At 70.5% G+C, this 22,844-nt stretch carries 19 protein-coding genes and 3 tRNA genes; 9 read left to right on the top strand and 13 right to left on the bottom strand.

Annotated elements, in window-relative coordinates:
• Nucleotides 1-3: 3 nt before the first annotated feature.
• Nucleotides 4-771 (top strand): enoyl-CoA hydratase-related protein, encoded by a 768-nt coding sequence (locus ACFY0U_RS01915; protein ID WP_388628740.1) that lies wholly within the window; start codon nucleotides 4-6, stop codon nucleotides 769-771.
• Here the strand turns inward: ACFY0U_RS01915 and ACFY0U_RS01910 are convergent.
• Nucleotides 758-1,435 (bottom strand): vancomycin high temperature exclusion protein, encoded by a 678-nt coding sequence (locus ACFY0U_RS01910; RefSeq protein WP_388628737.1) that lies wholly within the window; start codon nucleotides 1,433-1,435, stop codon nucleotides 758-760. The genes ACFY0U_RS01915 and ACFY0U_RS01910 overlap by 14 nt on opposite strands.
• Nucleotides 1,436-1,645: 210 nt before the next feature.
• Here ACFY0U_RS01910 and ACFY0U_RS01905 point away from each other — a divergent pair, with 210 nt between their 5' ends.
• Both ACFY0U_RS01905 and ACFY0U_RS01900 read left to right on the top strand, forming a co-directional pair.
• The gene (locus tag ACFY0U_RS01905) at nucleotides 1,646-2,548 is read left to right on the top strand and encodes a sirohydrochlorin chelatase (RefSeq protein WP_388628734.1); all 903 of its coding nucleotides are present in this window, start codon (nucleotides 1,646-1,648) and stop codon (nucleotides 2,546-2,548) included.
• A gap of 61 nt (nucleotides 2,549-2,609) precedes the next feature.
• Nucleotides 2,610-3,848: a deoxyguanosinetriphosphate triphosphohydrolase gene (locus ACFY0U_RS01900; protein ID WP_388628731.1), complete on the top strand. Its 1,239-nt coding sequence runs from the start codon at nucleotides 2,610-2,612 to the stop codon at nucleotides 3,846-3,848.
• Nucleotides 3,849-3,892: 44 nt separating this feature from the next.
• On the opposite strand, the gene ACFY0U_RS01895 is transcribed toward ACFY0U_RS01900, so the two are convergent.
• Entirely contained in the window at nucleotides 3,893-5,470 is a 1,578-nt protein-coding gene (locus tag ACFY0U_RS01895) for a M28 family metallopeptidase (RefSeq protein ID WP_388628728.1), read from the bottom strand.
• Nucleotides 5,471-5,739: 269 nt separating this feature from the next.
• Between ACFY0U_RS01895 and ACFY0U_RS01890 the strand changes: the two genes are divergently transcribed.
• From ACFY0U_RS01890 to ACFY0U_RS01880, 3 genes are all read left to right on the top strand, one after another.
• Nucleotides 5,740-7,005, top strand: a complete 1,266-nt coding sequence (locus ACFY0U_RS01890; protein WP_388628725.1) for an NAD(P)/FAD-dependent oxidoreductase — start codon at nucleotides 5,740-5,742, stop codon at nucleotides 7,003-7,005.
• A gap of 29 nt (nucleotides 7,006-7,034) precedes the next feature.
• Nucleotides 7,035-8,936, top strand: coding sequence for a DNA primase (gene dnaG, locus ACFY0U_RS01885; RefSeq protein WP_388628722.1), 1,902 nt, complete (start codon nucleotides 7,035-7,037; stop codon nucleotides 8,934-8,936).
• A 104-nt stretch (nucleotides 8,937-9,040) separates the two neighbouring features.
• Nucleotides 9,041-10,336, top strand: a complete 1,296-nt coding sequence (locus ACFY0U_RS01880) for an RNA polymerase sigma factor (protein ID WP_388628719.1) — start codon at nucleotides 9,041-9,043, stop codon at nucleotides 10,334-10,336.
• A 74-nt stretch (nucleotides 10,337-10,410) separates the two neighbouring features.
• Here ACFY0U_RS01880 and ACFY0U_RS01875 read toward each other — a convergent pair whose 3' ends face one another.
• The 4 genes from ACFY0U_RS01875 to ACFY0U_RS01860 form a co-directional block, all read right to left on the bottom strand.
• Nucleotides 10,411-12,339, bottom strand: a complete 1,929-nt coding sequence (locus ACFY0U_RS01875) for an ABC transporter ATP-binding protein (protein ID WP_388628716.1) — start codon at nucleotides 12,337-12,339, stop codon at nucleotides 10,411-10,413.
• On the bottom strand, nucleotides 12,339-14,072 hold the full coding sequence (locus ACFY0U_RS01870; protein ID WP_388628713.1) for an ABC transporter ATP-binding protein: 1,734 nt from the start codon (nucleotides 14,070-14,072) through the stop codon (nucleotides 12,339-12,341). Before ACFY0U_RS01870 ends, ACFY0U_RS01875 begins: the two co-directional genes overlap by 1 nt.
• A gap of 160 nt (nucleotides 14,073-14,232) precedes the next feature.
• Entirely contained in the window at nucleotides 14,233-15,672 is a 1,440-nt protein-coding gene (locus ACFY0U_RS01865; RefSeq protein ID WP_388628710.1) for an FGGY-family carbohydrate kinase, read from the bottom strand.
• Between the two features lie 117 nt (nucleotides 15,673-15,789).
• Nucleotides 15,790-16,095 (bottom strand): YtxH domain-containing protein, encoded by a 306-nt coding sequence (locus tag ACFY0U_RS01860; protein WP_388628708.1) that lies wholly within the window; start codon nucleotides 16,093-16,095, stop codon nucleotides 15,790-15,792.
• Between the two features lie 134 nt (nucleotides 16,096-16,229).
• Between ACFY0U_RS01860 and ACFY0U_RS01855 the strand changes: the two genes are divergently transcribed.
• The 3 genes from ACFY0U_RS01855 (at nucleotide 16,230) to ACFY0U_RS01845 (ending at nucleotide 16,638) form a co-directional block, all read left to right on the top strand.
• A tRNA-Asn gene (locus ACFY0U_RS01855) sits at nucleotides 16,230-16,302 on the top strand.
• 6 nt (nucleotides 16,303-16,308) lie between these two features.
• A tRNA-Asn gene (locus ACFY0U_RS01850) sits at nucleotides 16,309-16,381 on the top strand.
• A gap of 180 nt (nucleotides 16,382-16,561) precedes the next feature.
• Nucleotides 16,562-16,638 (top strand) — tRNA-Ile (locus ACFY0U_RS01845).
• A gap of 338 nt (nucleotides 16,639-16,976) precedes the next feature.
• Here the strand turns inward: ACFY0U_RS01845 and ACFY0U_RS01840 are convergent.
• The 7 genes from ACFY0U_RS01840 to ACFY0U_RS01810 all read right to left on the bottom strand — a co-directional run bounded on the left by ACFY0U_RS01840 (nucleotide 16,977) and on the right by ACFY0U_RS01810 (nucleotide 22,556).
• Nucleotides 16,977-17,456 (bottom strand): MarR family winged helix-turn-helix transcriptional regulator, encoded by a 480-nt coding sequence (locus ACFY0U_RS01840; protein WP_388628705.1) that lies wholly within the window; start codon nucleotides 17,454-17,456, stop codon nucleotides 16,977-16,979.
• A gap of 7 nt (nucleotides 17,457-17,463) precedes the next feature.
• On the bottom strand, nucleotides 17,464-18,525 hold the full coding sequence (locus tag ACFY0U_RS01835) for an alkene reductase (protein ID WP_388628702.1): 1,062 nt from the start codon (nucleotides 18,523-18,525) through the stop codon (nucleotides 17,464-17,466).
• A gap of 75 nt (nucleotides 18,526-18,600) precedes the next feature.
• Nucleotides 18,601-19,506 (bottom strand): NADP-dependent oxidoreductase, encoded by a 906-nt coding sequence (locus ACFY0U_RS01830; RefSeq protein ID WP_388628699.1) that lies wholly within the window; start codon nucleotides 19,504-19,506, stop codon nucleotides 18,601-18,603.
• Between the two features lie 402 nt (nucleotides 19,507-19,908).
• The gene (locus ACFY0U_RS01825) at nucleotides 19,909-20,625 is read right to left on the bottom strand and encodes an ANTAR domain-containing protein (RefSeq protein ID WP_388628696.1); all 717 of its coding nucleotides are present in this window, start codon (nucleotides 20,623-20,625) and stop codon (nucleotides 19,909-19,911) included.
• Between the two features lie 82 nt (nucleotides 20,626-20,707).
• Nucleotides 20,708-21,469, bottom strand: a complete 762-nt coding sequence (locus ACFY0U_RS01820) for an ANTAR domain-containing protein (RefSeq protein WP_388628694.1) — start codon at nucleotides 21,467-21,469, stop codon at nucleotides 20,708-20,710.
• Entirely contained in the window at nucleotides 21,466-22,074 is a 609-nt protein-coding gene (locus ACFY0U_RS01815) for a hypothetical protein (protein ID WP_388628691.1), read from the bottom strand. Before ACFY0U_RS01815 ends, ACFY0U_RS01820 begins: the two co-directional genes overlap by 4 nt.
• Nucleotides 22,075-22,130: 56 nt before the next feature.
• On the bottom strand, nucleotides 22,131-22,556 hold the full coding sequence (locus ACFY0U_RS01810; RefSeq protein WP_388628688.1) for an STAS domain-containing protein: 426 nt from the start codon (nucleotides 22,554-22,556) through the stop codon (nucleotides 22,131-22,133).
• Nucleotides 22,557-22,844 lie beyond the last annotated feature (288 nt).

Raw genomic sequence — 22,844 nt, 5'->3', positions numbered from 1 at the left:
CGGATGAACACCATCAAGACCGAGCGCTACGACCGTGTCGTGGCCGTACGCCTGCACCGCCCCCACGTCCGCAACGCGCTGAGCGGCGAGCTGCTGAGCGAACTCCTCGACGCCCTGCGCCCGTTGGACGCGGACCCCGAGACCGGCTGCTTCGTCGTCACCGGCTCGGAGCAGGTCTTCGCGGCGGGCGCCGACATCAAGGAGATGGCCGGGAGGACGGCCGTGGACATGGCGGCCGAGGACTACTTCTCCCCGTGGGAGGAGTTCGCGGACCTCCGCACCCCGAAGATCGCCGCCGTCAACGGCCCTGCGCTGGGCGGCGGTTGCGAGCTCGCGATGATGTGCGATCTGGTGATCGCGGGGGAGTCGGCGGTGTTCGGCCAGCCCGAGATCAAGCTCGGCGTGATCCCCGGCATCGGCGGCACCCAGCGCCTGACCCGTCTGATCGGCCGGGCCAAGGCGATGGACCTGGTCCTCACCGGCCGCACGATGGACGCGAGGGAGGCCGAGAGCGCCGGCCTGGTCTCCCGGGTCGTCCCCGACGAACGGGTCCTCGCGCACGCCCTGGAGGCGGCGGAGACGATCGCCTCGTACGGCCGCACGGCGGTCAGAGCCGCCCGGGACTGCGTCGACCGGTCCCTGGAGACGGGCCTGCGCGACGGCATCCGCTACGAACGCCGGGTGTTCCACGCCCTGTTCGCGACCCACGACCAGAAGGAGGGCATGACCGCCTTCCTGGAGAAACGCGCCCCGCGCTTCACCGGGCGCTAGCGAGCGCCTGCCCGACCCCCGGTTCCTCCGGGCCGAGGAACCGGGGATCCGGCTCGAAGACCGCGTCCAGGGCCGCCTTGCCGGCCGCGAGGACCTCCCGCGCCCCGCCGTAGTACCAGGTGGCGTCGTGCCTGGCCTCGACCCCGACGCCGTACGACGTCACCCCGGCCTCCTGGCACAGCGCGACGGCCCGCCGGATGTGGAAGCCCTGGCTGATCAGGACGGCCCGGTCGACGCCGAAGATCTTCTTGGCCCGGACACAGGAGTCCCAGGTGTCGAAGCCGGCGTAGTCGCTGACGATGCGCCGGTCGGGAACCCCGTGCGCGGTCAGGTAGGCGCGCATGGCGTCGGGCTCGTCGTAGTCCTTGCGGCTGTTGTCACCGGTGACCAGGACGACCTCGATCCGGCCCTCGCGGTACAGCTTCGCCGCCGCGTCCAGCCGGTGGGCGAGGTACGGCGACGGCTCGTCGTTCCACAGTCCCGCGCCGAAGACGACGGCGACCTCGGTGTGCGGCACGTCCGCGGTCGTGCGCAGCCGGTCGCCCGTCACGACGTACATCCAGGTCGCCGGCAGCAGCGCCAGGACGCACCCGAGCATCACGGCCTGCACCAGCCGCCGCTGCCCGGTACGGGTGCGCGGGATGCGTGGCCTGCGCGGTCTCATGGGCGGTCCTCCGTGGTCGTCCTTCGACAGTCAGGGACGTGATGTAAGCCCCAACGGTTCGCCGCAGGGCACGTGACCAGCCTCACTAGCGCAAGAGAAACCGCAGGTCAGGTCACCTCACACTCCCCTCCCACCCCACCGTGAACCCGCGGAAAATCTCCGTTATCTTCGCGCAATGGGGCGGCAACCTCCCGCCGCCACCATCGGTTCATGACGGCGTCGAACCTTTCTCGCGACGAGTCCAAGGCAGTCCACTTCGACAGTACGGCGCACCTCATGAACCGGATCAGCAGCCAGCTCGCCAGCCAGCTCAGCCTCGTGTCGCTCGACGGCAGACGGCGCCCCGAACCGCCCGCGCTCGTCGTCGTCGCCCACGGCAGCCGCGACCCGCGCGCCCTGAGCACCGTACGCACCCTCCTCGACAAGGTCCGCGCCCTGCGCCCCGGTCTGCCCGTCCACCTCGGCCACATCGAGCTGAACGAGCCCCTGCTGCCCGACACCCTCGCCGCCCTCGGCGACCGCGAGGCGATCCTCGTCCCGCTCCTGCTCAGCCGCGGCTACCACGTCAAGCGCGACATCCCCGAGATGGCCGCCGCGACCCGGGTACACGCACGCGTGGCCGCCCCGCTCGGCCCGCACCCCTTGCTGGTGGAAGCGCTGCACGCCCGCCTGGTCGAGGCCGGCTGGGAGGACTCCGCACGCGCGGGGAGCGCGGTGGTTCTGGCGGCGGCGGGCTCCCGGGACCCCGAGTCGAAGGTCGACACCGGCCGCACGGCCCAACTGCTCTCCGACCGCCTGGGCGTCCCGGTCGTCCCCGCGTACGCCACCACGGCGTCCCCGAGGGTGCAGGACGCCATAAGCGCTCTGATGGCGAGTGGCCGTACGCGGGTGGCGGTGGCTTCCTACTTCACGGCCCCCGGCCGCTTCGCGACGGAGTGCGCGGAGGCGGCCCCCTGGATCGCATCGGCCCCGTTGGGCACGCATCCCGCGATGGCGCGGCTCCTCTTGCACAGGTACGACCAGATGACCAACCTAAGGGGCGCGGGGCAGCATCAATCTGCGGCTCCGCCGCGGGGCGCGACCAGCCACCCACGACCCGCACTCGCCGGATGACAGAACCCGGCAGTCGCAAAGGCGCACTCCGTTTGTCAGTCCGTGCCCGTACTGTCGAGACATGTCGTACGACCTGGAGTCAACCGAACGCTGGGCCCCGGAACCGGACAAGCGCCCCGGCCGCACCGCTTTCCAACGCGACCGCGCCCGAATCCTCCATTCCGCCTCGCTGCGAAGGCTCGCCGGTAAAACCCAGGTCGTCACACCAGGCACCCGCAGCCAGGCCTGGGACGCCAGCCCTCGAACCCGCTTGACCCACTCCCTGGAATGCGCTCAAGTCGGCCGCGAACTGGGCGCAGCCCTTGGCTGCGACCCGGACCTGGTCGAAGCCGCCTGTCTCGCCCACGACCTCGGCCACCCCCCCTTCGGACACAACGGCGAACAGGCGCTGAACGAGTTCGCCGACGACTGCGGCGGCTTCGAGGGCAATGCCCAGTCCCTGAGACTTCTCACCCGCATCGAGCCCAAGCGGTTCACCGAGGAGGGATCCGTAGGCCTCAACCTCACCCGGGCCACCCTCGACGCCGCCACCAAATACCCCTGGCCCCGCGAAGCGCACACGTCCCCGAAGTTCGGTGTGTACGACGACGACCGCCCCGTCTTCGACTGGGTCCGCAAGGTCGCCCCCGGCACCCGCACCACCTTCGAGGCCCAGGTCATGGACTGGTCCGACGACGTGGCGTACTCGGTCCACGACGTCGAGGACGGCCTGCACGCCGGGCACATCGACCCCAACTGCCTGCACGCGGAACCCGAACGCCAGGCGGTCTTCGCCGTCGCCCTCGGCCGGTACGTCCCGGAGGACACCGACCCGGCGGAACTCGCGGCGGCCCTCGACCGACTCCAGGACCAGCCCTGGTGGCCGCACGGCTACGACGGCTCGGCCGTGGCCCAGGCCCGGCTGAAGGACGCGACCAGCCAGCTCATCGGCCACTTCTGCCTCGCCGCGGAGGCCGCCACCCGCGCGCGGTACGGCACCGGGCGCCTGACCCGCTACACCGCCGAACTCGTCGTACCGCACGAGACCCGGCTGGAGTGCGCGGTCCTCAAGGCGGTCGCCGACCGTTACGTCATGCAGCGCGCCGAGCAGGAGAGACTCCGCGCGGACCAGCGGATCGTGGTCGCGGAGCTCGCCGAGGCCCTCACGGCCCGCGCTCCCGACGGCCTGGAGCCCCAGTTCCGCGCACTCTTCGATCAGGCTCCCGACGACCGTGCCCGCAAGCGGGTGATCGTCGACCAGATCGCGTCCCTCACGGACGCCACGGCCCGCTCGCTGCACGCCCGCCTGACAGGGCGCTGAGCGGACGGGCGGGCCGGCGCGAACCGGCCCGCCCGCCGCGGTGGTTACTCCGCGACCTCGTCGTGGTCGGGGTGCAGACCGCCGCCGCTGCCGTCGCCGCCCGTGGTGGGCGCGGTCACGACCGGCGCTGTGAGCGAGCTCAGGTCGTGGGCGTAGGTGCCCGTCGCGTTGGCGATGACGTCGATGTTGATGCCGAACGCCTTCATGCTGATGTTCTTCAGGTCGTCGCACTTCTCGTGGTAGCACGCGTCGTACGCGACGCCGGCGGTGCCGCCGTACAGCGCGGCCTGGGCCTCGGTCTTGATGCCCTCGGCGCCGGTGAAGGTGCCGCCGGAGGGGATGCCGACGGCGATGAACGGCCCGTAGTCGGAGCGGCCGGTGAAGTCGGTGCCCTCGTGCGGCTCGCCCTGGGAGTCGAGGAACGCGTTGATGTCGCGTTCGAGCTGGGCCGAGCCCTCGGGGCCGGGGCCCGCGCCCACACCGTCGGAGTTGTCGCCGTCGTACACGAACTGCGCGTAGTTCGGCGAGGCGATCATGTCGAAGTTCAGATAGAGCTTGATCTGCTTGCGCTGCTCCTCGGTGAGCCGCTCGACGTAGGACTCCGAGCCGACCAGGCCGAGCTCCTCGGCCGACCAGAGGGCGAACTTCACCTTGTTGCGTGGCTGTTTGCCGTGCCCGGTGTGGTCGGCGAGCTCCTCGGCGACTTCGAGGATGCCGGCGGAGCCGGAGCCGTTGTCGTTGATGCCGGGGCCCTCGGTGACGGAGTCGAGGTGGGCGCCGAGGAACACCGTGTTGTCCGCGTCGCCGCCGCGGGTCTCCGCGATGACGTTGTTCGTCGTGCGGGTCTCGATCAGCTGGCGGACCTCGAAACTGATCGTGACCTCGCCCGCGGCGACATCGGCGGCGAGTGCCTCGCCCTCGGCCTGGCCGAGGCCCGCGGTCGGGATCCTGGCGCTCGCCGCGTCACCGAGGGTGCCGGCGATGACGCCCGCGGTGTTGTTGTAGATGATCGCGCCGACGGCACCCGCCTCGGAGGCCACGAGCTGCTTCTGCGCGAAGGTGCAGCCGCCGCGCTTGATCAGGGCGATCTTCCCCGTGAAGGCACCGGCCGCGTAGTCACCGGCCTCACAGCCGGGAGTGGCGTCCACCGCGGCGGCCGCGAGCGGGGCCGTGATGCCGCCCACCGGCGTCGACTTGGTGTACGACATCGCCGAGATGCCGAGGTCGCGCGGCGTGGGCGAGAGGACGGAGGCCTTCTCGGCGAGGGTCTCGATGTACTCGAAGTCGAAGGTGTCGTAGGAGACCTTGTAGCCCGCCTTCTTCAGCACCTTGTAGACGTACTGGGCGGACTTGTCGTGGCCCGGTGTGCCCGCCGCGCGGTTGCCGCCGTTGGCGTCGGATATGGCCTGCAGCGCCTTCAGATGCTTGTACGCGTCCTTCGCGGACGCCTCCCTGACCAGGGTCTTCGCGAGCTTCCTGGCGTCTCGGGCCGGGTCGCCGTGGCCGCCGTGGGCGCCCGCCGTTCCGGCGGAGGCGATCAGCAGCGGTGTCGCGAGTGCGGTGGCGGCGATGACCGCGACGGCTCTGCGCGAGTGGGGCGATCTCTTGGATGATGCGTTCACAGACGTCCTTCCCCAGGGATGTGCGAACGAGGTGGGAGGGACGGTAGCGAGCTACTGGAGCCCCGAGAAGAGGTCCTCATTACCTGGAGTTGGTCCTTCCGGTTGTTCGCGCACACCTGAGTGGGTACTCATGGGACATATGTGCCACGGGTGACGTGAAACGAGCCCGAATGTGACCCTCCGTGGCCTGATCGGGCCACTCCCTCTTCCCCCATCACGCTCCGTGCGGGACGCTCCCATGTGGCGGCACCCTTACGAGGAGGCATCAAGTGGTCGACGCGGATCAGACATTCGTCATCGTCGGAGGCGGTCTCGCCGGCGCGAAGGCGGCCGAGACGCTCCGCGCGGAGGGCTTCACGGGCCGCGTGATACTGATCTGCGACGAACGCGATCACCCCTACGAGCGCCCGCCCCTGTCCAAGGGCTATCTGCTCGGCAAGGAGGAGCGCGACAGCGTCTTCGTGCACGAGCCTGGCTGGTACGCGCGCAACGACGTCGAACTGCACCTCGGCCAGACCGTCGACGCGATCGACCGCACGGCGAAGACCGTCCGCTTCGGTGACGACGGCACGCTCGTGCACTACGACAAGCTCCTCATCGCCACCGGTGCCGAGCCCCGCCGCCTCGACATCCCGGGCACGGACCTCGCGGGCGTCCACCACCTGCGCCGCCTCGCCCACGCGGAACGGCTCAAGGGGGTGCTGGCCGCGCTCGGCCGGGACAACGGCCACATCGTGATCGCCGGCGCCGGCTGGATCGGCCTGGAGGTCGCGGCGGCGGCCCGGGAGTACGGCGCCGAGGTCACCGTCGTCGAGCCCGAGCCGACCCCGCTGCACTCCGTCCTCGGCCCCGAGCTCGGCGGACTCTTCGCCGACCTGCACCGCGAACGCGGCGTCCGCTTCCACTTCGGCGCGAAGCTCACCGAGATCGTCGGCCAGGACGGCATGGTCCTGGCCGCCCGCACCGACGACGGCGAGGAGCACCCGGCGCACGACGTCCTCGCCGCCATCGGCGCCGCCCCGCGCATCGCCCTCGCCGAGGCCGCGGGACTGGAGATCGCCGAGCGCGCCTACGGCGGCGGGATCGTGGTCGACGAGCGGCTGCGCACCTCCGACCCCGACATCTACGCCGCCGGCGACGTGGCCTCCTTCCACCACGCCCTCTTCGACACCAGGCTGCGCGTCGAGCACTGGGCCAACGCCCTCAACGGCGGCCCCGCGGCGGCCCGCGCGATGCTCGGCCGCGACCTCGCCTACGACCGCGTGCCCTATTTCTTCTCCGACCAGTACGACTTGGGCATGGAGTACAGCGGCTGGGCGCCCCCGGGGTCGTACGACGAAGTGGTGATTCGCGGGGACGCGGGAAAGCGTGAGTTCATCGCGTTCTGGGTGAAGGAGCGCCGGGTGCTCGCCGGGATGAACGTGAACGTGTGGGACGTCACAGAGCCGGTCCAACAGCTGATTCGCTCGAAGACACAGGTGGACACGGAGGCGCTGGCGGACCCGCACGTTCCGCTCGAAAACCTCGTCTCTTAGTTGTCGGTCCGCCACCGTAGACTTCACGCGTGGCAGGACGGATCAACGACGAGGACGTGAAGGCGGTACGGGACGCGGTCCCGATCGACGCCGTGGTGTCCGAGTACCTCCAGCTGCGGAACGCGGGTGGAGGCAACCTCAAGGGCCTGTGCCCCTTCCATGACGAGAAGTCGCCGTCCTTCCAGGTCAGCCCCAGCAAGGGTCTCTTCCACTGCTTCGGCTGCCAGGAGGGCGGCGACACCATCACGTTCGTGATGAAGGTCGACCACCTCTCCTTCTCGGAGGCCGTCGAGCGCCTCGCCGGACAGGCCGGCATCACGCTGCGTTACGAGGAGGGCGGCTACAACCCCTCCCACCAGCGCGGCGAACGGATCCGCCTGGTCGAGGCCCACAAGATCGCCGCCGACTGGTACGTGGAACAGCTCGCCACCAGCCCGGAGGCCGACACCGGCCGCAAGTTCCTCGCCGAGCGCGGCTTCGACCAGTCCGCCGCCGAGCACTTCTCCGTCGGCTACAGCCCCCAGGGCTGGGACCACCTCACCCGCTACCTGCGCGGCAAGGGCTTCACCGACAAGGAGCTCCTCCTCTCCGGCCTCTCCCAGGAGGGCCGCCGCGGCCCCATCGACCGCTTCCGCGGCCGCCTGATGTGGCCGATCCGCGACATCGGCGGCGAGGTCGTCGGCTTCGGCGCCCGCAAGCTCTACGAGGCGGACACCGGCCCCAAGTACCTCAACACGCCCGACACGGCGATCTACAAGAAGTCCCAGGTCCTCTACGGCATCGACCTCGCCAAGAAGGACATCGCCAAGGCGTCCCGCGCGGTCGTCGTCGAGGGCTACACCGACGTCATGGCCTGCCACCTCGCCGGCGTCACGACCGCCATCGCGACCTGCGGCACCGCCTTCGGAGGCGACCACATCAAGATCCTCCGCCGGCTGCTGATGGACAACGGCAGCGCCCGGGTCATCTTCACCTTCGACGGCGACGCGGCCGGTCAGAAGGCCGCCCTGCGCGCCTTCGAGGACGATCAGAAGTTCGCCGCCGAGACCTACATCGCGATCGCCCCCGACGGCATGGACCCCTGCGAGCTGCGCCTCGCCAAGGGCGACGAGGCGGTGGCCGAGCTGGCCGAACCCCGTACCCCGCTCTTCGAGTTCGCGCTCCGCCAGATCGTCGTCCGCTACGACCTCGACACCCCGGCGGGCAGAGCGGCCGCCCTGGACGAGGCCGCCCCGATCGTCGCCCGCATCAAGAACAGCGGCGCCCAGCACGAGGTCGCCGTCCAGCTCGCCGGCATGCTCGGCATCCTCGACACCCAGTTCGTCGTCAAGCGGGTGGCCCAGCTGGCCCGCTGGGCCCGCGACCGCGGCGGCAAGGGCCCGGCGCCGGCCGCCCGCGGCCCGCAGCAGTACGACTCCGCGCCCCGCCCCCAGGCCTCAGGACCGGCCCTCAACCTCCGCAACCCCGTCTACGCCACCGAGCGCGAGCTCCTCAAGCTCGCCCTCCAGCGCCCCGAGTTGGTCTCCCCGGCCTTCGACGCGTACGGCATCGACGAGTTCACCGCCGCGCCCTACGCCGCCGTACGCCAGGCGATCATGGAGGCCGGCGGCGCCGAGTACGGCGTACAGGACTCCCAGGACTACCTCGTGCGAGTCCGCGAGGCAGCGCCCGACGACACGGTCCGCGCGATGGTCACGGAGCTGGCCGTCGAGGCGATCATGCGTAAGACCGTCGACGAGATCTACGCGGGCGTGCAGCTGGTGGCGGTCCGCCGCCGGGCTGTGGAGCGCCGCATCGTCGACATCCAGTCCACCCTCACCCGGCTCGGCACCCACGGAGATCCGGCGCAATTGGCCGCGGTGCAGAACGAATTGTGGGTACTCCAGCAGTACGACCAGGCGCTGCGCGAGCACGGAGCCGCAGCTCTCTGAGGGGTTCGCGTCCGTCAGGGTAACCACCCGGTCACGGACCGGACTCAAAAAGTCACCGCACGCCCCTCGTGGCGGCGATGTGTCGTACTCCACACTGGGTTCCGGTGCCTGAGTCCTCGGAGCGCGGCCGATCCGTCCCCAACGGGTCCCAGACCCCCGCGGTTCCGCTCATCGCGTACGGGACGGACAGCGGCGAGGCCGCCGACTCCGCCCCCGAAACAGCGCTGCCGCTCACTTCTGCAGCGATCATCCTGGAGGTCGCCCCCGTGCAGACCCAGACCCTCAACAAGACCGACGCCAGTACGGACGGCGCGGAGCCGGATACGGAGACCGACGTTCTCACCGCGGTCCCACCGCAGAACCGTGTCGCGCACCACCCCGAGGCGGAGCCGGAAGAGCCGCTGGCCGACGCCCTGGAGACCACGGAACCCGCCGAACCGGTCGAGGCCCCCGAGCCGACGAGCCGCGCCCGCGCCGCCGACAGCAGCGGCCCCTCCTCCGACCTGTTCCGCCAGTACCTCCGCGAGATCGGCCGTATCCCGCTGCTCACGGCAGCCGAGGAGGTCGAGCTGGCCCGCCGTGTCGAGGCGGGTCTCTTCGCCGAGGAGAAGCTCCTCAACACCCCTGATCTGGACAGCCAGTTGGCGCTCGACCTCGACCGCCTGGTGGTCATGGGCCGGATGGCCAAACGCCGGCTCATCGAGGCGAACCTGCGGCTCGTGGTGTCGGTGGCCAAGCGGTACGTCGGCCGCGGCCTGACCATGCTCGACCTGGTCCAGGAAGGAAACCTGGGCCTGATCAGGGCCGTCGAGAAGTTCGACTACGCCCGCGGCTACAAGTTCTCGACCTACGCCACCTGGTGGATCCGCCAGGCCATGTCCCGGGCCCTCGCCGACCAGGCCCGCACCATCCGCGTCCCGGTCCACGTCGTGGAGCTGATCAACCGGGTCGTCCGCGTGCAGCGCCGCATGCTTCAGGAACGCGGCTACGAACCCACCCCGGAAGAGGTGGCCGCCCACCTCGACCTCGCCCCGGAACGCGTCAGCGAGGTCCTGCGCCTGGCCCAGGAGCCGGTCTCCCTGCACGCCCCGGTGGGCGAGGAGGACGACGTGGCCCTCGGCGACCTCATCGAGGACGGCGACGCGACGTCTCCGGTCGAGTCGGCGGCGTTCCTGCTGCTCAGGGAGCACCTGGAGGCGGTGCTGTCCACTTTGGGCGAGCGGGAGCGGAAGGTCGTACAGCTCAGGTACGGCTTGGCGGACGGCCGCCCGCGCACGCTGGAGGAGATCGGCAGGATCTTCGGCGTGACGCGGGAACGGATCAGGCAGATCGAGTCCAAGACCCTGAACAAGCTGAGGGACCACGCTTTCGCGGATCAGCTTCGGGGTTATCTGGACTGACGCCGGGTGCGGGTGCGTGGGGGCTGGTCGCGCAGTTCCCCACGCACCTTGGGTGGGTCCAGCCCCCGCGTGAATCAGTCGACCTCCGCCACCGCCTGGGCGAACTGTGCCTTGTACAAGCGCGCGTACGCCCCGTCCGCCGCCAACAGCTCCCCATGCGCACCCTGTTCCACGATCGACCCGTTCTCCATCACCAGGATCGTGTCCGCGTCCCGGATCGTCGACAACCGGTGCGCGATCACGAACGACGTCCGCCCGTGCGCCAGTTTCGCCATCGCCTTCTGGATCAGCACCTCGGTCCGGGTGTCGACGGACGACGTCGCCTCGTCGAGGACCAGGATCACCGGGTCGGACAGGAACGCCCGCGCGATGGTGATGAGCTGCTTCTCACCGGCGCTGACCCCCGAGCCCTCGTCGTCGATCACGGTGTCGTACCCGTCGGGCAGCGTCCGGATGAACCGGTCCGCGTGCGCGGCCCGAGCGGCCTCCTCGATCTCGCCCCGGGTGACCGCCCGCGAGGCCCCGTACGCGATGTTCTCCGCGATCGTGCCGCCGAACAGCCAGGTGTCCTGGAGCACCATGCCGATCCCGGCCCGCAGCTCGTCCCGGGACATCCGCGCGATGTCGACCCCGTCGAGGGTGATACGCCCGCCGGAGACGTCGTAGAACCGCATCAGCAGGTTGACCAGCGTGGTCTTGCCCGCGCCCGTCGGACCCACGATCGCGACCGTGTGCCCCGGCTCCACCTTGAGCGACAGATCCTCGATGAGCGGCTTCTCGGGGTCGTACCGGAAGGACACGCCCTCCAGCGCCACCCGCCCCCGCAGCTCGGCAGGCCGCTCACCCGGCATCGGGTCGGCCTCCTGCTCCTCCGCGTCGAGCAGCTCGAAGATCCTCTCGGCCGAGGCGACCCCGGACTGCACCAGGTTCGCCATGGACGCGACCTGCGTCAGCGGCATCGAGAACTGGCGCGAGTACTGGATGAAGGCCTGCACATCACCGATGGACAGCGTGCCGGAGGCGACCCGCAGTCCGCCGACCACCGCGACCAGCACATAGTTCAGGTTCGACACGAACATCATCAGCGGCTGCATGACCCCGCTGTTGAACTGCGCCTTGAACCCGGCCTCGTACAGCGCCTCGTTCTGCTCGGCGAACTGCCGCGCCGACTCCTCCTGCCGCCCGAACACCTTCACCAGGGTGTGCCCGGTGTACATCTCCTCGACATGCGCGTTGAGCTTGCCGGTGGACCGCCACTGCTGCACGAAGTGCGGCTGCGAGCGCTTGCCGATCCGGGTGGCGACGACGAACGACAGCGGCACGGTGATCAGCGCGACCAGCGCCAGCACCCAGGACACCCAGAACATCATCGCGAGCACCCCGATGATGGTGAGCAGCGAGTTGATGAGCTGGCCCATCGACTGGTTGAGGGTCTGCCCGATGTTGTCGATGTCGTTCGTCGCCCGGGACAGCACCTCACCGCGCTGCCGCTTGTCGAAGTACGACAGCGGCAGCCGCGACAGCTTCGTCTGTACGTCCTCCCGCATCCGGAACATCGTCCGGTTGACGACCCGGTTCACCAGCCGCGTCGCCACCAGCATCAGCAGCCCGGCGACGACGAACACGACGAGCGCGAGCAGCAGCACGTGGCCGACGGCGTCGAAGTCGATGCCCTCGCCCGGGGTGAAGTCGGTGCTGCGGAGCATGTCGGCGACCTGGCCGTCCCCGCGCTCCCGCATCGCCTGGAGCACCTGCTCCTTGGAGGCGCCGGGCTCCATCTGCCGTCCGACGATGCCCGCGAAGACCAGGTCGGTGGCCTCGCCGAGGATCTTCGGCCCCACGACCGACAGACCCACGCTCACGAACACACAGAACACCAGCGCGTAGACCGTGAACCGCTCCGGCCGGAACTGGGCCACGAGCCGCCGTCCCGACACCTTGAAGTCCATCGACCGGTGATCGGGGCCGGTCCCGGCCATCATGCGCCCCATGGGCCCGGCCATCAGGCTGCCTCCGCTTCCGTGAGCTGGGAGAGCACGATCTCCCGGTAGGTCTCGTTGTCCGCCATCAGCTCGTGATGCCGGCCGGTCCCGACGACCCGTCCCTCGTCGAGTACGACGATCCGGTCGGCGTCCCGGATGGTCGCCACCCGCTGGGCGACGATCACCACGGTCGCCTCGGCGGTCTCCCGGGACAGGGCCGCGCGCAGGGCCGCGTCGGTGGCGTAGTCGAGCGCGGAGAAGGAGTCGTCGAAGAGGTAGATCTCCGGGCGCTGCACGAGAGTACGGGCGATGGCGAGCCGCTGCCGCTGCCCCCCCGAGACATTGGTGCCGCCCTGGGCGATGGGGGAGTCGAGCCCGTTCTCCAGCCGCTCCACGAACTCCTTGGCCTGCGCCACCTCCAGCGCGTGCCACAGCTCCTCGTCCGTGGCGTCCGGATTGCCGTAGCGCAGATTGCTCGCCACGGTCCCCGCTAAGAGGTACGGCTTCTGCGGCACCATCCCCACGGTCCGCGCCAGCAGTCCGGGCTCGATGCCCGCAACGTTCTCCCCGTCGACCAGCACCTCCCCGTCGGTGGCGTCGAACAGCCGGGGCACGAGCCCCAGCAGGGTGGACTTGCCGCTGCCCGTCGACCCGATGACGGCGGTCACCTCACCGGGCCGGGCGACGAGATCGACGGACCTGAGCACCGGCTCCTCGGCACCCGGGTAGCGGAAGCCGGCCCCGCGGATCTCCAGATGACCGCGGCGCCGCAGCTCCAGCACCGGAGCCGTGGGCGGAACCACGCTGGAGGAGGTGTCCAGCACCTCCTGGATCCGCTCGGCGCACACCTCCGCGCGCGGCACCATCATGAACATGAAGGTGGCCATCATCACGGACATGACGATCTGCATCAGATAGGCGAGGAACGCCGTCAGATCACCGATCTGCATCTGCCCGCCGTCGATCCGGTGGGCGCCGAACCACACCACCGCGATCGACGACACGTTCACCACCGTCATGACCATCGGGAACATCAGCGCGAGGTACTTGCCGCTGCCCAGCGACATCTCGGTGAGCTCGGCGTTCGCGTGCCGGAAGCGGTCCTTCTCGTACTCGTCGCGCACGAAGGCGCGGATCACCCGGTTGCCGGTGATCTGCTCGCGCAGCACCTGGTTCACCTTGTCGAGGCGCACCTGCATGGCCCGGAACAGCGGGCGCAGCCGCCGCACGATCAAGGTCACGCAGATGCCCAGCACGGGCACGACCGCGACGAGGACCGCGGACAGCGGCACGTCCAGGCCGAGCGCCAGCACGATGCCGCCCACGCACATGATCGGCGCGGACACCATGAGCGTGAACGTCATCAGGGCCAGCATCTGGACCTGCTGCACGTCGTTCGTCGTCCGGGTGATCAGCGAGGGCGCCCCGAAGTGCCCCACCTCGCGGGCGGAGAAGGACTGCACCCGGTCGAACACGGCGGCCCGCACGTCCCGGCCCAGCGCCGCGGCCGTCCGCGCGCCGTAGTACACGGCACCGATGTTGCACACGACCTGGACCAGCGAGATACCGATCATCAGGGCGCCGAAGGACAGGATGTACCCGGTGTCGCCCTTCACGACGCCGCTGTCGATGATGTCCGCGTTCAGCGTGGGCAGGTAGAGGGTGGCGCAGGTCTGGAGGAACTGCAGCACCACCAGGAGGGCGATGGGTTTCCGGTAGGGCCTGAGATAGGTCCGCAGAAGTCGTATGAGCACGCTACGTCTCTCGGAGTCGGCAGGAGGGGCTTTGGTTGCCCCTGGCCCCTATCGTCGGACACTCCACCCGCGTTACCTCAACCGATTAAGCCGTCAGCAGTGCTTCGTACGGCCTTATGGGTAGGGAAACGCTGGTTTCCTACCGGTCCCTCACCTTCCGCTACGACCGGAACGCCCCCGGGTGCGTCTGCTCCCGCACCGACACGAACTGCTGCCGCACCGCCTGTCCCACCGCCAGCTCCTCGCCGGGCTCCAGGATCTGCGCGGCCGCCCCCTGCCAGGCCGGCGGGTTCCGCGGGTCGAGCGTGCCCTGCGACACGCCGAGCGCCCAGGCGGCCTGCCGGGCGGCACCGAGCGCCGCGTAGTCGGCGGGCTGCGGTACGACGACCTGCGTCCCGAAGATCGACGGCGCCGCCGCCTGCACGGCCGCCAGCTCGGCCGCCGCCCCCAGCAGAAAGACCCGCCGCACCTCCACTCCGCGTCCGCGCAGCACGTCGAGCGCGTCGGCGAGCCCGCACAGCATGCCCTCGAACGCGGCCCGCGCGAGATGTTCCGCCTTCATCGACTCGCGCCGCAGCCCGGCGAGCGTCCCGGCGGTGTGCGGCAGGCTCGGCGTCCGCTCGCCCTCCAGATAGGGCAGCAGGACGAGACCGTGGGAGCCCGGCGTCGACTTCATCGCCAGCTCGGACAGGCTCTCCAGGTCGGGCAGCCCGAGCAGCTCGGCGGTGCCGCGCAGGGTCCGTACGGCGTTCAGCGTGGTGACGACCGGCAGGTGCATGCCGGTGGCGTCGGCGAGGGACGTGATCATCCCGGTGTTGTCGACGAGCGCCTCGGGGTGCACGGCCATGACGGAGCCGGAGGCCCCGAGCGAGACGACGGCGTCGCCGAGCCCGATCCCCAGCCCGAAGGCGGCGGCCATGGTCTCGCCGGTCCCGGCGGAGATCAGCAGCCCCTCCGGTGTCGTGCCGGCCGCGTCCGAGGGGCCGATCACCTCGGGCAGCATGGCCTGGTGACCGAGCGCCAGCTCGACGAGGTCGGTGCGGTAGCCGCCGGTGGCGGCGGACCAGTAGCCGGTGCCGGAGGCGCCGCCGCGGTCGGTGGTCCGGCGGATCGGCCGGCCGAGGAGCTGCCACACCAGCCAGTCGTGGGCCTGGAGGAGGACGGCGGTGCGGGCGGCCGCGTCGGGTTCGTTCTTGACCAGCCAGCGGAGCTTGGTGACGGGCTGGGCGGCCTGGGGTACACAGCCCACCGCCTGCGCCCATGCCTCGCGGCCGCCGAGCGCGTCGACCAGGTCGGCCGCCGCGACCTGGGCGCGCTTGTCGCCGCCGACCAGTGCGGGGCGCACGGTGTTGCCCTGGGCGTCCAGCGGCACGACCGCGTTCTGCTGGGACGACACGCCGATGGCCTGCACGCCCTCGAGGAGACCGCCGCCGGCGGCCTCGCCGAGGGAGAGGAGCCAGGCCTGGGGGTCGACGTCGGAGGGGCGGCCTTCCACCGGATGTGGGGCATACCCCTGTTTGAGCACGGCACCGGTGTCCGCGTCGCAGACGACGATGCGAGTGAAATCGGGCGAACTGTCCAGCCCGGCGACTATCCCCATGGCGGAAATTCTATGGGCCACGCGCCGTGGGGGTGCGCGGGCGCTTCAGGGCGCGGCTGGGGCGTGGCCGGTCGCGCCGTTCTCCGCGCCCCCAGGTCCGCTTCGTTCGTCGCCTGTCTAGGTGTTGCTGGTGCCCCAGTCGTCCTCTGCCGCACCGTTGGTGTTCCGGTCCCGGAGGGAGCGCACCCGCTGGGTCACCGACTCGGGAACCCGCTCGCCCACCTTCTCGCTCACCGCGTGGTACGCCTTGCCCGCGAACTGGCGGCCCTGCTGGGCGGCCGACTCGGCGGTGTTGCGGACCGCGGGGTTCTGGGAGACCTGACGTGCCGACTTCTTCAGCTGTTCATAGCGTTCTCGTCCCGCGCGGGTGCCCAGCACGTAACCCAGTGCCAGCCCGGAGACGAACGTGAGCTTGTAGCGCATGGCGGAGCCACCCTTCCGTCGTGGAGGAGTACCGATTGGCGGAGCACCCCCCTGCTTGCGCTAATGTATGTGTCGCAGCGAACGCCCGCCCCCTGGCGAATACCCAGGGAGGTACGTTCGATGCAACGAGGCATTCCTCCGTAGCTCAATTGGCAGAGCAGCCGGCTGTTAACCGGCAGGTTACTGGTTCGAGTCCAGTCGGGGGAGCTTCGATCTTCCGTAGCTCAATTGGCAGAGCAGCCGGCTGTTAACCGGCAGGTTACTGGTTCGAGTCCAGTCGGGAGAGCGCGTTGGACAAGGGCCCCGAAGGGGGTCCTTTTTCATGTGATCACCCTCGCACCGGGAACCGCGCAGGTCACAGCGGAGTCCTTCAGGGCATGCGAAGTCGACCATACGAAGCAGGAGATCGTATGAGCGGCTATGCTGCGGCAGACGGCGCGCACACATGTACGCGACACGCCGCGTTGGGGCGGTAGCTCAGCCGGTTAGAGCAGCGGACTCATAATCCGTCGGCCGTGGGTTCGAGTCCCACCCGCCCCACCATGCACCCCTGTGAGCTGCGGAAACGTCTCATCTGGGGTGCGGATTCAGGGCGTTGGAGCCCACGGCTGGAAGACGGCGTCGTGGGTGGGCTGTGTGAGCGTCTGGACGTCGAATTCGGGCGCCGGCTGGACGCGAGGATCCGGAAGCGCCTGAGGTCGATCGTGCGGACCGGCTGCCCTGTCTGGGGAAGGGCGCGCAGGCCACGCGGGTGTCGCCCTGGCCTCGAATGAGGTCCGTCCTGCCTCCACCGGGACAGCTCGCGCTTGCCCCTCACACTGGGGCCCGTTCACCCCGGTTCGCCCCTCCCAGACCGGAACCGGGGTGCGGGCCGAGGGGAGTTACGCGGACTCTCCCGCCGCGACGTCACGGCTGTTGATCGCGTCGGTGATGGTGTAGGCGATACGGACGAAGGACTCTGCCTGCTGCGCCGACAGGTCCCGCGCGGAGGTCTCCTCCAGGGCCCGCCACATGGCAGCGATGGGCTCGCGCATGGCACGGCCCTTGTCGGTGAGGTGGACCACCATGACGCGCCGGTCGTGTTCGGCCGGCTCGCGCACGAGCAGGCCGGCGTCCTGCATGCGGCGCAGGGACTTGGAGACGGTGGAGTGGTCCAGGCCGACGCTTTCGAGCAGTTCGGACTGGGTCTGGCCGTCCCGGTCGAGAAGTTGCATCAGCAGCAGTTCCTGTCCGGGATGCAGGTCCATCTCGCGGAGCATGGCGGCGGCGCGGGCGCGGTGAGCGCGGGCGAGCTGGAAGATCGCGTAGCTCATCGGCCCGTCGCCGGCCGTGGAGGGGGTGCGGTGTGCGGGGACGGGCATCGGTTCCTCAGACGGTGTGGGTGGGGTAGTCGGTGTAGCCGGCCACTCCGCCTCCGTAGAAGGTCGCGGGGTCGGGGGTGTTCAGCGGCGCGTCAGAGCGTAGCCGCTCGACCAGGTCCGGGTTGGCGAGCGCGAGGGCACCGACGGAGACAAGGTCGGCCGTGCCGTTGTCGACGTCCTTGGCGCGGGTGGGCAGGTCGGTGCCGGCCCGGTTGAGGATCAGCGTGGTCGGCCACAGGGCGCGCAGGGTGCCCAGCAGTTCCTCGTCGCCCGCGTGCAGCACGTGGAGGTAGGCGAGGCCGAGCGGGCTGAGGGCGCGCAGGAGCGCCGGATACAGCTCGGCGGTGTCGGACTCGGCGATGTCGTTGTAGGGGTTGCCGGGGGAGATACGGATACCGGTGCGCTCGGCGCCGATCTCGTCGGCCACCGCGGCGGCGACCTCGACGGCGAAGCGGATGCGGCCCTCGATCGATCCGCCGTAGCTGTCGGTGCGCTGATTGGTGTTGTCGGACAGGAACTGGTGCACCAGGTAGCCGTTGGCGCCGTGGATCTCCACGCCGTCGGCGCCTGCCGCGACGGCGGCCGCCGCGGCGCGGCGGAAGTCGTCGACGGTCGCTGCGACCTCCCGCGTCGACAGCGCACGGGGCGTCGGCATCTCCTGGGGCCCGGACGCGGTGAACATCGCGCCCTGCGGCTGGATCGCCGATGGGGCGACCGGCTGACGGCCGTGGGGGGTGTTGTCGGGGTGGGAGATGCGTCCGGTGTGCATCAGCTGGATGACGATCCGGCCGTCGGCGGCGTGTACGGCGTCGGTGACCTTGCGCCAGCCGGCGATCTGCTCGTCGTTGTGGATGCCGGGGGTGAGGAGGTAGCCCTGACCGTCGGCGGAGGGCTGGGTGCCCTCGGTGATGATGAGCGCGTGCGAGGCCCGCTGGGCGTAGTACTCGGCGTTCAGTTCGGTGGGGACGCCTTCAGGTGTGGAGCGGTCACGGGTCATGGGGGCCATGACCAGGCGGTGCGGGAGGGAGATGTCCCCGACGGTGGTCGGCGTCCAGAGGGCGTTCAGCATGAGTGGTCCTTCGGTGCGGTGTTGGCCAGGTCATGGCCGGGTGATGATCGGAACAAGTGGGAATGGCGGGCGTGATCAGTCGACGGTGAGGACGAGCTTGCCCCGGACGTGCCCGGCGTCGCTGATCTGCTGGGCCGTGGCGGCCTGATCGAGCGGGTAGGCGGTGACGGTGGTGACGAGCTTGCCGGTCGCGGCGTCCTGCGCCAGCGCGGCCAGGCGGGCGGCCGAGCGTTCCTGGCCACCGCTGGAGAAGGTGATGCCGAGCTGGTGCGCGCGGAAGTCGGCGATGGTGACGATGCGCTCGGTGCCGCCGCGCAGGGTGATGGAGTCCTCGAGGGCTTCCTTGCCGGCCAGGTCGAACACCGCGTCCACGCCGTCGGGGGCGATCGTCCGGACCCGTTCGACCAGGCCCTCGCCGTAGAGGGTCGCGGTGGCGCCGAGCGAGGTGAGGTAGTCCTGGTTGGCGGGGCCGGCGGTGGCGACGACGCGTGCTCCGCGGGCCGTGGCGAGCTGGACCGCCAGGGTGCCGACCGCTCCGGCCGCGCCGTGCATCAGCACGGTCTCCCCGGCGGTGACGCCGAGCAGGTCCAGGACCCGCTCGGCCGTCTCGGCGGCCACCGGCAGCGCGACCGCGTGCTGCCAGTCGAGGCCGGCGGGCTTGGGGGCCACGGTGGTGGCCAGCGCGTACTGGGCGTACGAGCCGGTGTCCGACCAGCCGAGCACCTCATCGCCGACCTGCACGTCCTGCACGCCCTCGCCGAGGGCGTCCACCACGCCGGCGAGCTCGTGACCGGGGACGGAGGGGAGCGGTGTGGGGAACGCGGCCTCCATTGCCCCAGAGCGGATCTTGCCGTCCAGCGCGTTCAGCCCGGCCGCCTTGACGCGGACGCGGATCTGCCCGGGGCCGGGTTGCGGGACATCGATATCCGCCTCGTGCAGCACTTCCGTGCCTCCGAAACGGTCGAACAGGATGGCTTGCATGACAACTCCTCTCGTGCCCCCACCCGTTTAGGTGGCTGGCCACATAATTACCGTAACAGTAAACATGTGGCTAGCCAAGTATTCGTTGTCGCTTGGGGCGGGCACTGGAAAGCCGCGCGGTGATCGAGCAGGCACGCGGCATGGTGATGGTCCTGGCGCCGTGCTTTTGGGGCGCCTTCGCGCGCTGGAGCGGCGGTGACGGATCATGCTGCTCGGGCTCAGCCTGCTCCTGACCGGTACTCGCCGCACCGCTCGCCGCGGCCGCATCGCGCGTCGTGAGCTACAGCAGAGTCGGCGCGAGACAGCCGTAGCGCAGACGGAAAGGGCCGACGAAGAGCCTGCCGGACCGGTCGAACGCCCCGGAGCCGGTCGGGATCAGCCCGGCGGTCGTCGGTGACGGTGTCAGGACCCCAGGTCGGAGAGGGGTTCGGAGCCGTCGATGAAGGCGCGGGCCAGGTCGGACAGGCGGCGGTTGTGGGCGCGGGCGTAACCGCGCAGTGCGGTGAACGCCTGTTCCATGTCGATGTTCTGGCGTTCGGCGAGTTTGCCCTTGGCCTGTTCGATCAGTACGCGGCTGTTCAGCGCGGTCTGCAGCTGCTCGTTGAGGACGTTGCTGCGGTGGGCGGTGCGTTGTTGCAGGAGGCTGATGGTGGCGACGTCGGCCAGGGCCTGGGCGACGAGTGTGCCCGCCGGGTCGAAGGGGCCGGGGGCGACGCGGAAGAGGTTCAGGGCGCCGACCACCTCGTCCCGCAGGCGCATGGGCAGCGCCTGCACCGCTCCGAAGCCGCCGCGGTGGGCCGCCGTGACGAAGCGCGGCCAGCGGTCGACCTCCCGGGTCAGATCGGGGACGATCACGGGGGCGCCGGTGCGGAAGCACTCCAGGCAGGGGCCCTCGTCGTTCTGGAGCTGGAAGAGCTCCAGCAGCCGCACCTGTTCGTCGGAAGCGGCCATCACACGAAGTTCGCCGTCACGGTCCGCCAGCAGCACCCCGGCGGCACTCGCGCCGAGCAGCCCTACACAGCGGTCGGTGAGCAGGCGCAGGAAGTCGATCAGATCGAAGTCGGCGACCAGGTTGTCCGCCAGTTCGACGAAGGTCTTGGCCAGGAGCTGCTGATTCATTCGTGTCACCCTCGATGGAGACTATGCCCGCCGGGGAAGCGGCGGGAAGTATTGGGCGCGTCAGTCGGACGGCACCGGTGCATCAGGGCTCCTCGTCGGTCCGTCGGGGTTCCGAGTTCGGGGAGAAGCGGAGCCGACGGGCCACCACGTCGGCGGCCACATCGGCGAGCCGGCGTCCCTGCATGAAGGCGTGGGCGCGCAGCCGGACGAAGGCCTCGTCGATGCCGACGCCCAGCTGGACGGTGACCATTCCGGTCGCCTGGTCGATCTCCGCCCGGTACGCGCCCAGGTCCTCGAAGCCGTGGTCCGGCGGCGGTCCGCCGGTCGGCGCGCCCGTCTCCTCGATCCGCGCGTCGAGCAGGAGCAGCGTCGCGAGATCGGCGAAGGCCTGCGCGTCGGCCAGTTCCTCGGCGTTCAGCACGGTCGGCACGTCGGCGTACAGGTCCAGGACGCCCGGGCTGATCGCCCCCATCTGAAGGGGGAGCGCGAAGACGGCGCGTACCCCCGCGCCCAGGGCCGCGTCCGCGAACACGACCCAGCGGTCCTGCGGCGCACCGGTCCGCAGATCGGGCGTCAGGACGGCCGAGCCATCGGTGAAGGCGTCCACGCAGGGCCCCTCGCCCAGCGTGAGCTGCAGCTCCTCCAGTTGTTCGCTGATGTCGTCGGTGCTGCACAGCGGATGGCTCGCCCTGGTCCGGGACATCGCCGACAGTCCGGCCCCGCCGACCGGGAGCGCGGCCACGGCCGCGGTGCACACGTCCATCACACCGACCCGGGCACCGCGTCGCGCCGCCTGCGTGGCGACCAGCGCCTGGATCCGCGCCGAGCGGCTGTCGGACCTCATCGCGGCCCCCGCGTCCGGGCACCGTGCGCGAGTCCTGCCGGACGCGCCGCGGTTTGCTCCCCGACTCGGAGGACCAGCATCCGGAGCAGGGTGGCGCTGACCGGCCGCCAGATCTCTCCCACGTCCTGCCATCCCCAGGAGCGGAGCGCGGCGAGGGCCCGGTGATCGAACCGGTCCACCAGGGTGGCGCCGAGCGCCGCGTGCTGATCGCTCAGCAGCCGCTCCTGCAACCGGCGGGCCACGTGCCTGTCCCGCGGGTGCGGGCGGACCAGGATGTCGGTGATCGCGAGGACTCCGCCCGGCTCGGTGAGCCGCTCGCTGCCACGCGGCGAGGGCCCGGTGACCGAACCGGGCCACCAGAAGCGGTCACCGCGCACCGGGAACCCGAACGCGCCTCCCACCAGGCCGTCCGTCTCCGCGATCACCATGGCGAACCCCGGCCGGCGGATCTCGGCGGTGAGGCGGTGCAGGAAGTCCTGGCGGCCGGAGGGGCGATACGCCTCATGGGGAGACCTCGCGCGGGAGTCCACGTACAGATCCGCGAGCTCCCCGCTCATGCCCTGTGCCTGCCGGCGGTTCACCCGGCGCAACAGGATGGCGTCCATGGTGGCCGGCTCACCGCCACAGGGCGCTCGTTGCCGCCCTCGCTCCGACCGGGCCGTCACCGCGTGTCACCCGAGAGGACGGAGCCCAGCGGGACGGGCCGGTGCGGCGGGGCTTGGGCGGTCGGGGCCGGGACATCCCCGGGAGAAGGTGCCGGATGCCCGAGCGCGGGGCCGAGGAGAAGGGCCCCGCAGCCGGTGAGGTCGAGTATCCGCTCCAGCGTCGGTGGCGGGTGGTGCAGTCGCAGGGTCCCGCCGGACTCGGCGGTCTGCTGTGCGGCGTACAGGAAGGCATTGAGGCCGGCGCAGTCGCAGAAGGTGACGGGGGTGAGGTCGACATCGACGATGCGGATGCCGTCGCGCAGGCACCGCGCCAGTGCTGTGCGCACCAGCGGGGCCGATTCCAGGTCGATCTCACCGGCCAGGGTGATCAGCGCCCGGTTCCGTCGGTCATGGCGGTAGACGGTGAGCTGGGGGAAGGGCATGACGCCTCGGTTCACAAGACCATCCGGCAGCGCACGCGGTGACGCCGGCGTTCCCGGCTCTCCCGGCGTGCTCCTGGCAGGGGCGTACGTTCGACGGAGACGGAGCATCGATCGGCCCTGCAACCTGTGCGACAGGACAGCGGACCCACCCAGTTCCCTCCAGAGATGCGCCGGGTGGCGGAGAGAAGCTCCGCTCCCCGCAGCCATCTGTGTCGAGCAACGACAAGCCGCCGGGGTCTGGGACGTCCGTACAGCAGCATAGTCCCCAACCCGGTCCCGCGGACGGCC

The sequence above is a fragment of the Streptomyces sp. NPDC001536 genome (assembly GCF_042894505.1).
GTDB lineage: Bacteria > Actinomycetota > Actinomycetes > Streptomycetales > Streptomycetaceae > Streptomyces.
Note: the sequence above shows the minus strand (reverse complement) of the source record. Positions and strands in the feature narration are given on the sequence as shown.

Coding starts and splice junctions, on each gene's coding strand:
- ACFY0U_RS01915 (WP_388628740.1), top strand. CDS start 4: ATGAACACCATCAAGACCGAGCGCTACGACCGTGTCGTGGCCGTACGC.
- ACFY0U_RS01910 (WP_388628737.1), bottom strand. CDS start 1,435: ATGAGACCGCGCAGGCCACGCATCCCGCGCACCCGTACCGGGCAGCGG.
- ACFY0U_RS01905 (WP_388628734.1), top strand. CDS start 1,646: ATGACGGCGTCGAACCTTTCTCGCGACGAGTCCAAGGCAGTCCACTTC.
- ACFY0U_RS01900 (WP_388628731.1), top strand. CDS start 2,610: ATGTCGTACGACCTGGAGTCAACCGAACGCTGGGCCCCGGAACCGGAC.
- ACFY0U_RS01875 (WP_388628716.1), bottom strand. CDS start 12,339: ATGGCCGGGCCCATGGGGCGCATGATGGCCGGGACCGGCCCCGATCAC.
- ACFY0U_RS01865 (WP_388628710.1), bottom strand. CDS start 15,672: ATGGGGATAGTCGCCGGGCTGGACAGTTCGCCCGATTTCACTCGCATC.
- ACFY0U_RS01860 (WP_388628708.1), bottom strand. CDS start 16,095: ATGCGCTACAAGCTCACGTTCGTCTCCGGGCTGGCACTGGGTTACGTG.
- ACFY0U_RS01840 (WP_388628705.1), bottom strand. CDS start 17,456: ATGCCCGTCCCCGCACACCGCACCCCCTCCACGGCCGGCGACGGGCCG.
- ACFY0U_RS01835 (WP_388628702.1), bottom strand. CDS start 18,525: ATGCTGAACGCCCTCTGGACGCCGACCACCGTCGGGGACATCTCCCTC.
- ACFY0U_RS01830 (WP_388628699.1), bottom strand. CDS start 19,506: ATGCAAGCCATCCTGTTCGACCGTTTCGGAGGCACGGAAGTGCTGCAC.
- ACFY0U_RS01825 (WP_388628696.1), bottom strand. CDS start 20,625: ATGAATCAGCAGCTCCTGGCCAAGACCTTCGTCGAACTGGCGGACAAC.
- ACFY0U_RS01820 (WP_388628694.1), bottom strand. CDS start 21,469: ATGAGGTCCGACAGCCGCTCGGCGCGGATCCAGGCGCTGGTCGCCACG.
- ACFY0U_RS01815 (WP_388628691.1), bottom strand. CDS start 22,074: ATGGACGCCATCCTGTTGCGCCGGGTGAACCGCCGGCAGGCACAGGGC.
- ACFY0U_RS01810 (WP_388628688.1), bottom strand. CDS start 22,556: ATGCCCTTCCCCCAGCTCACCGTCTACCGCCATGACCGACGGAACCGG.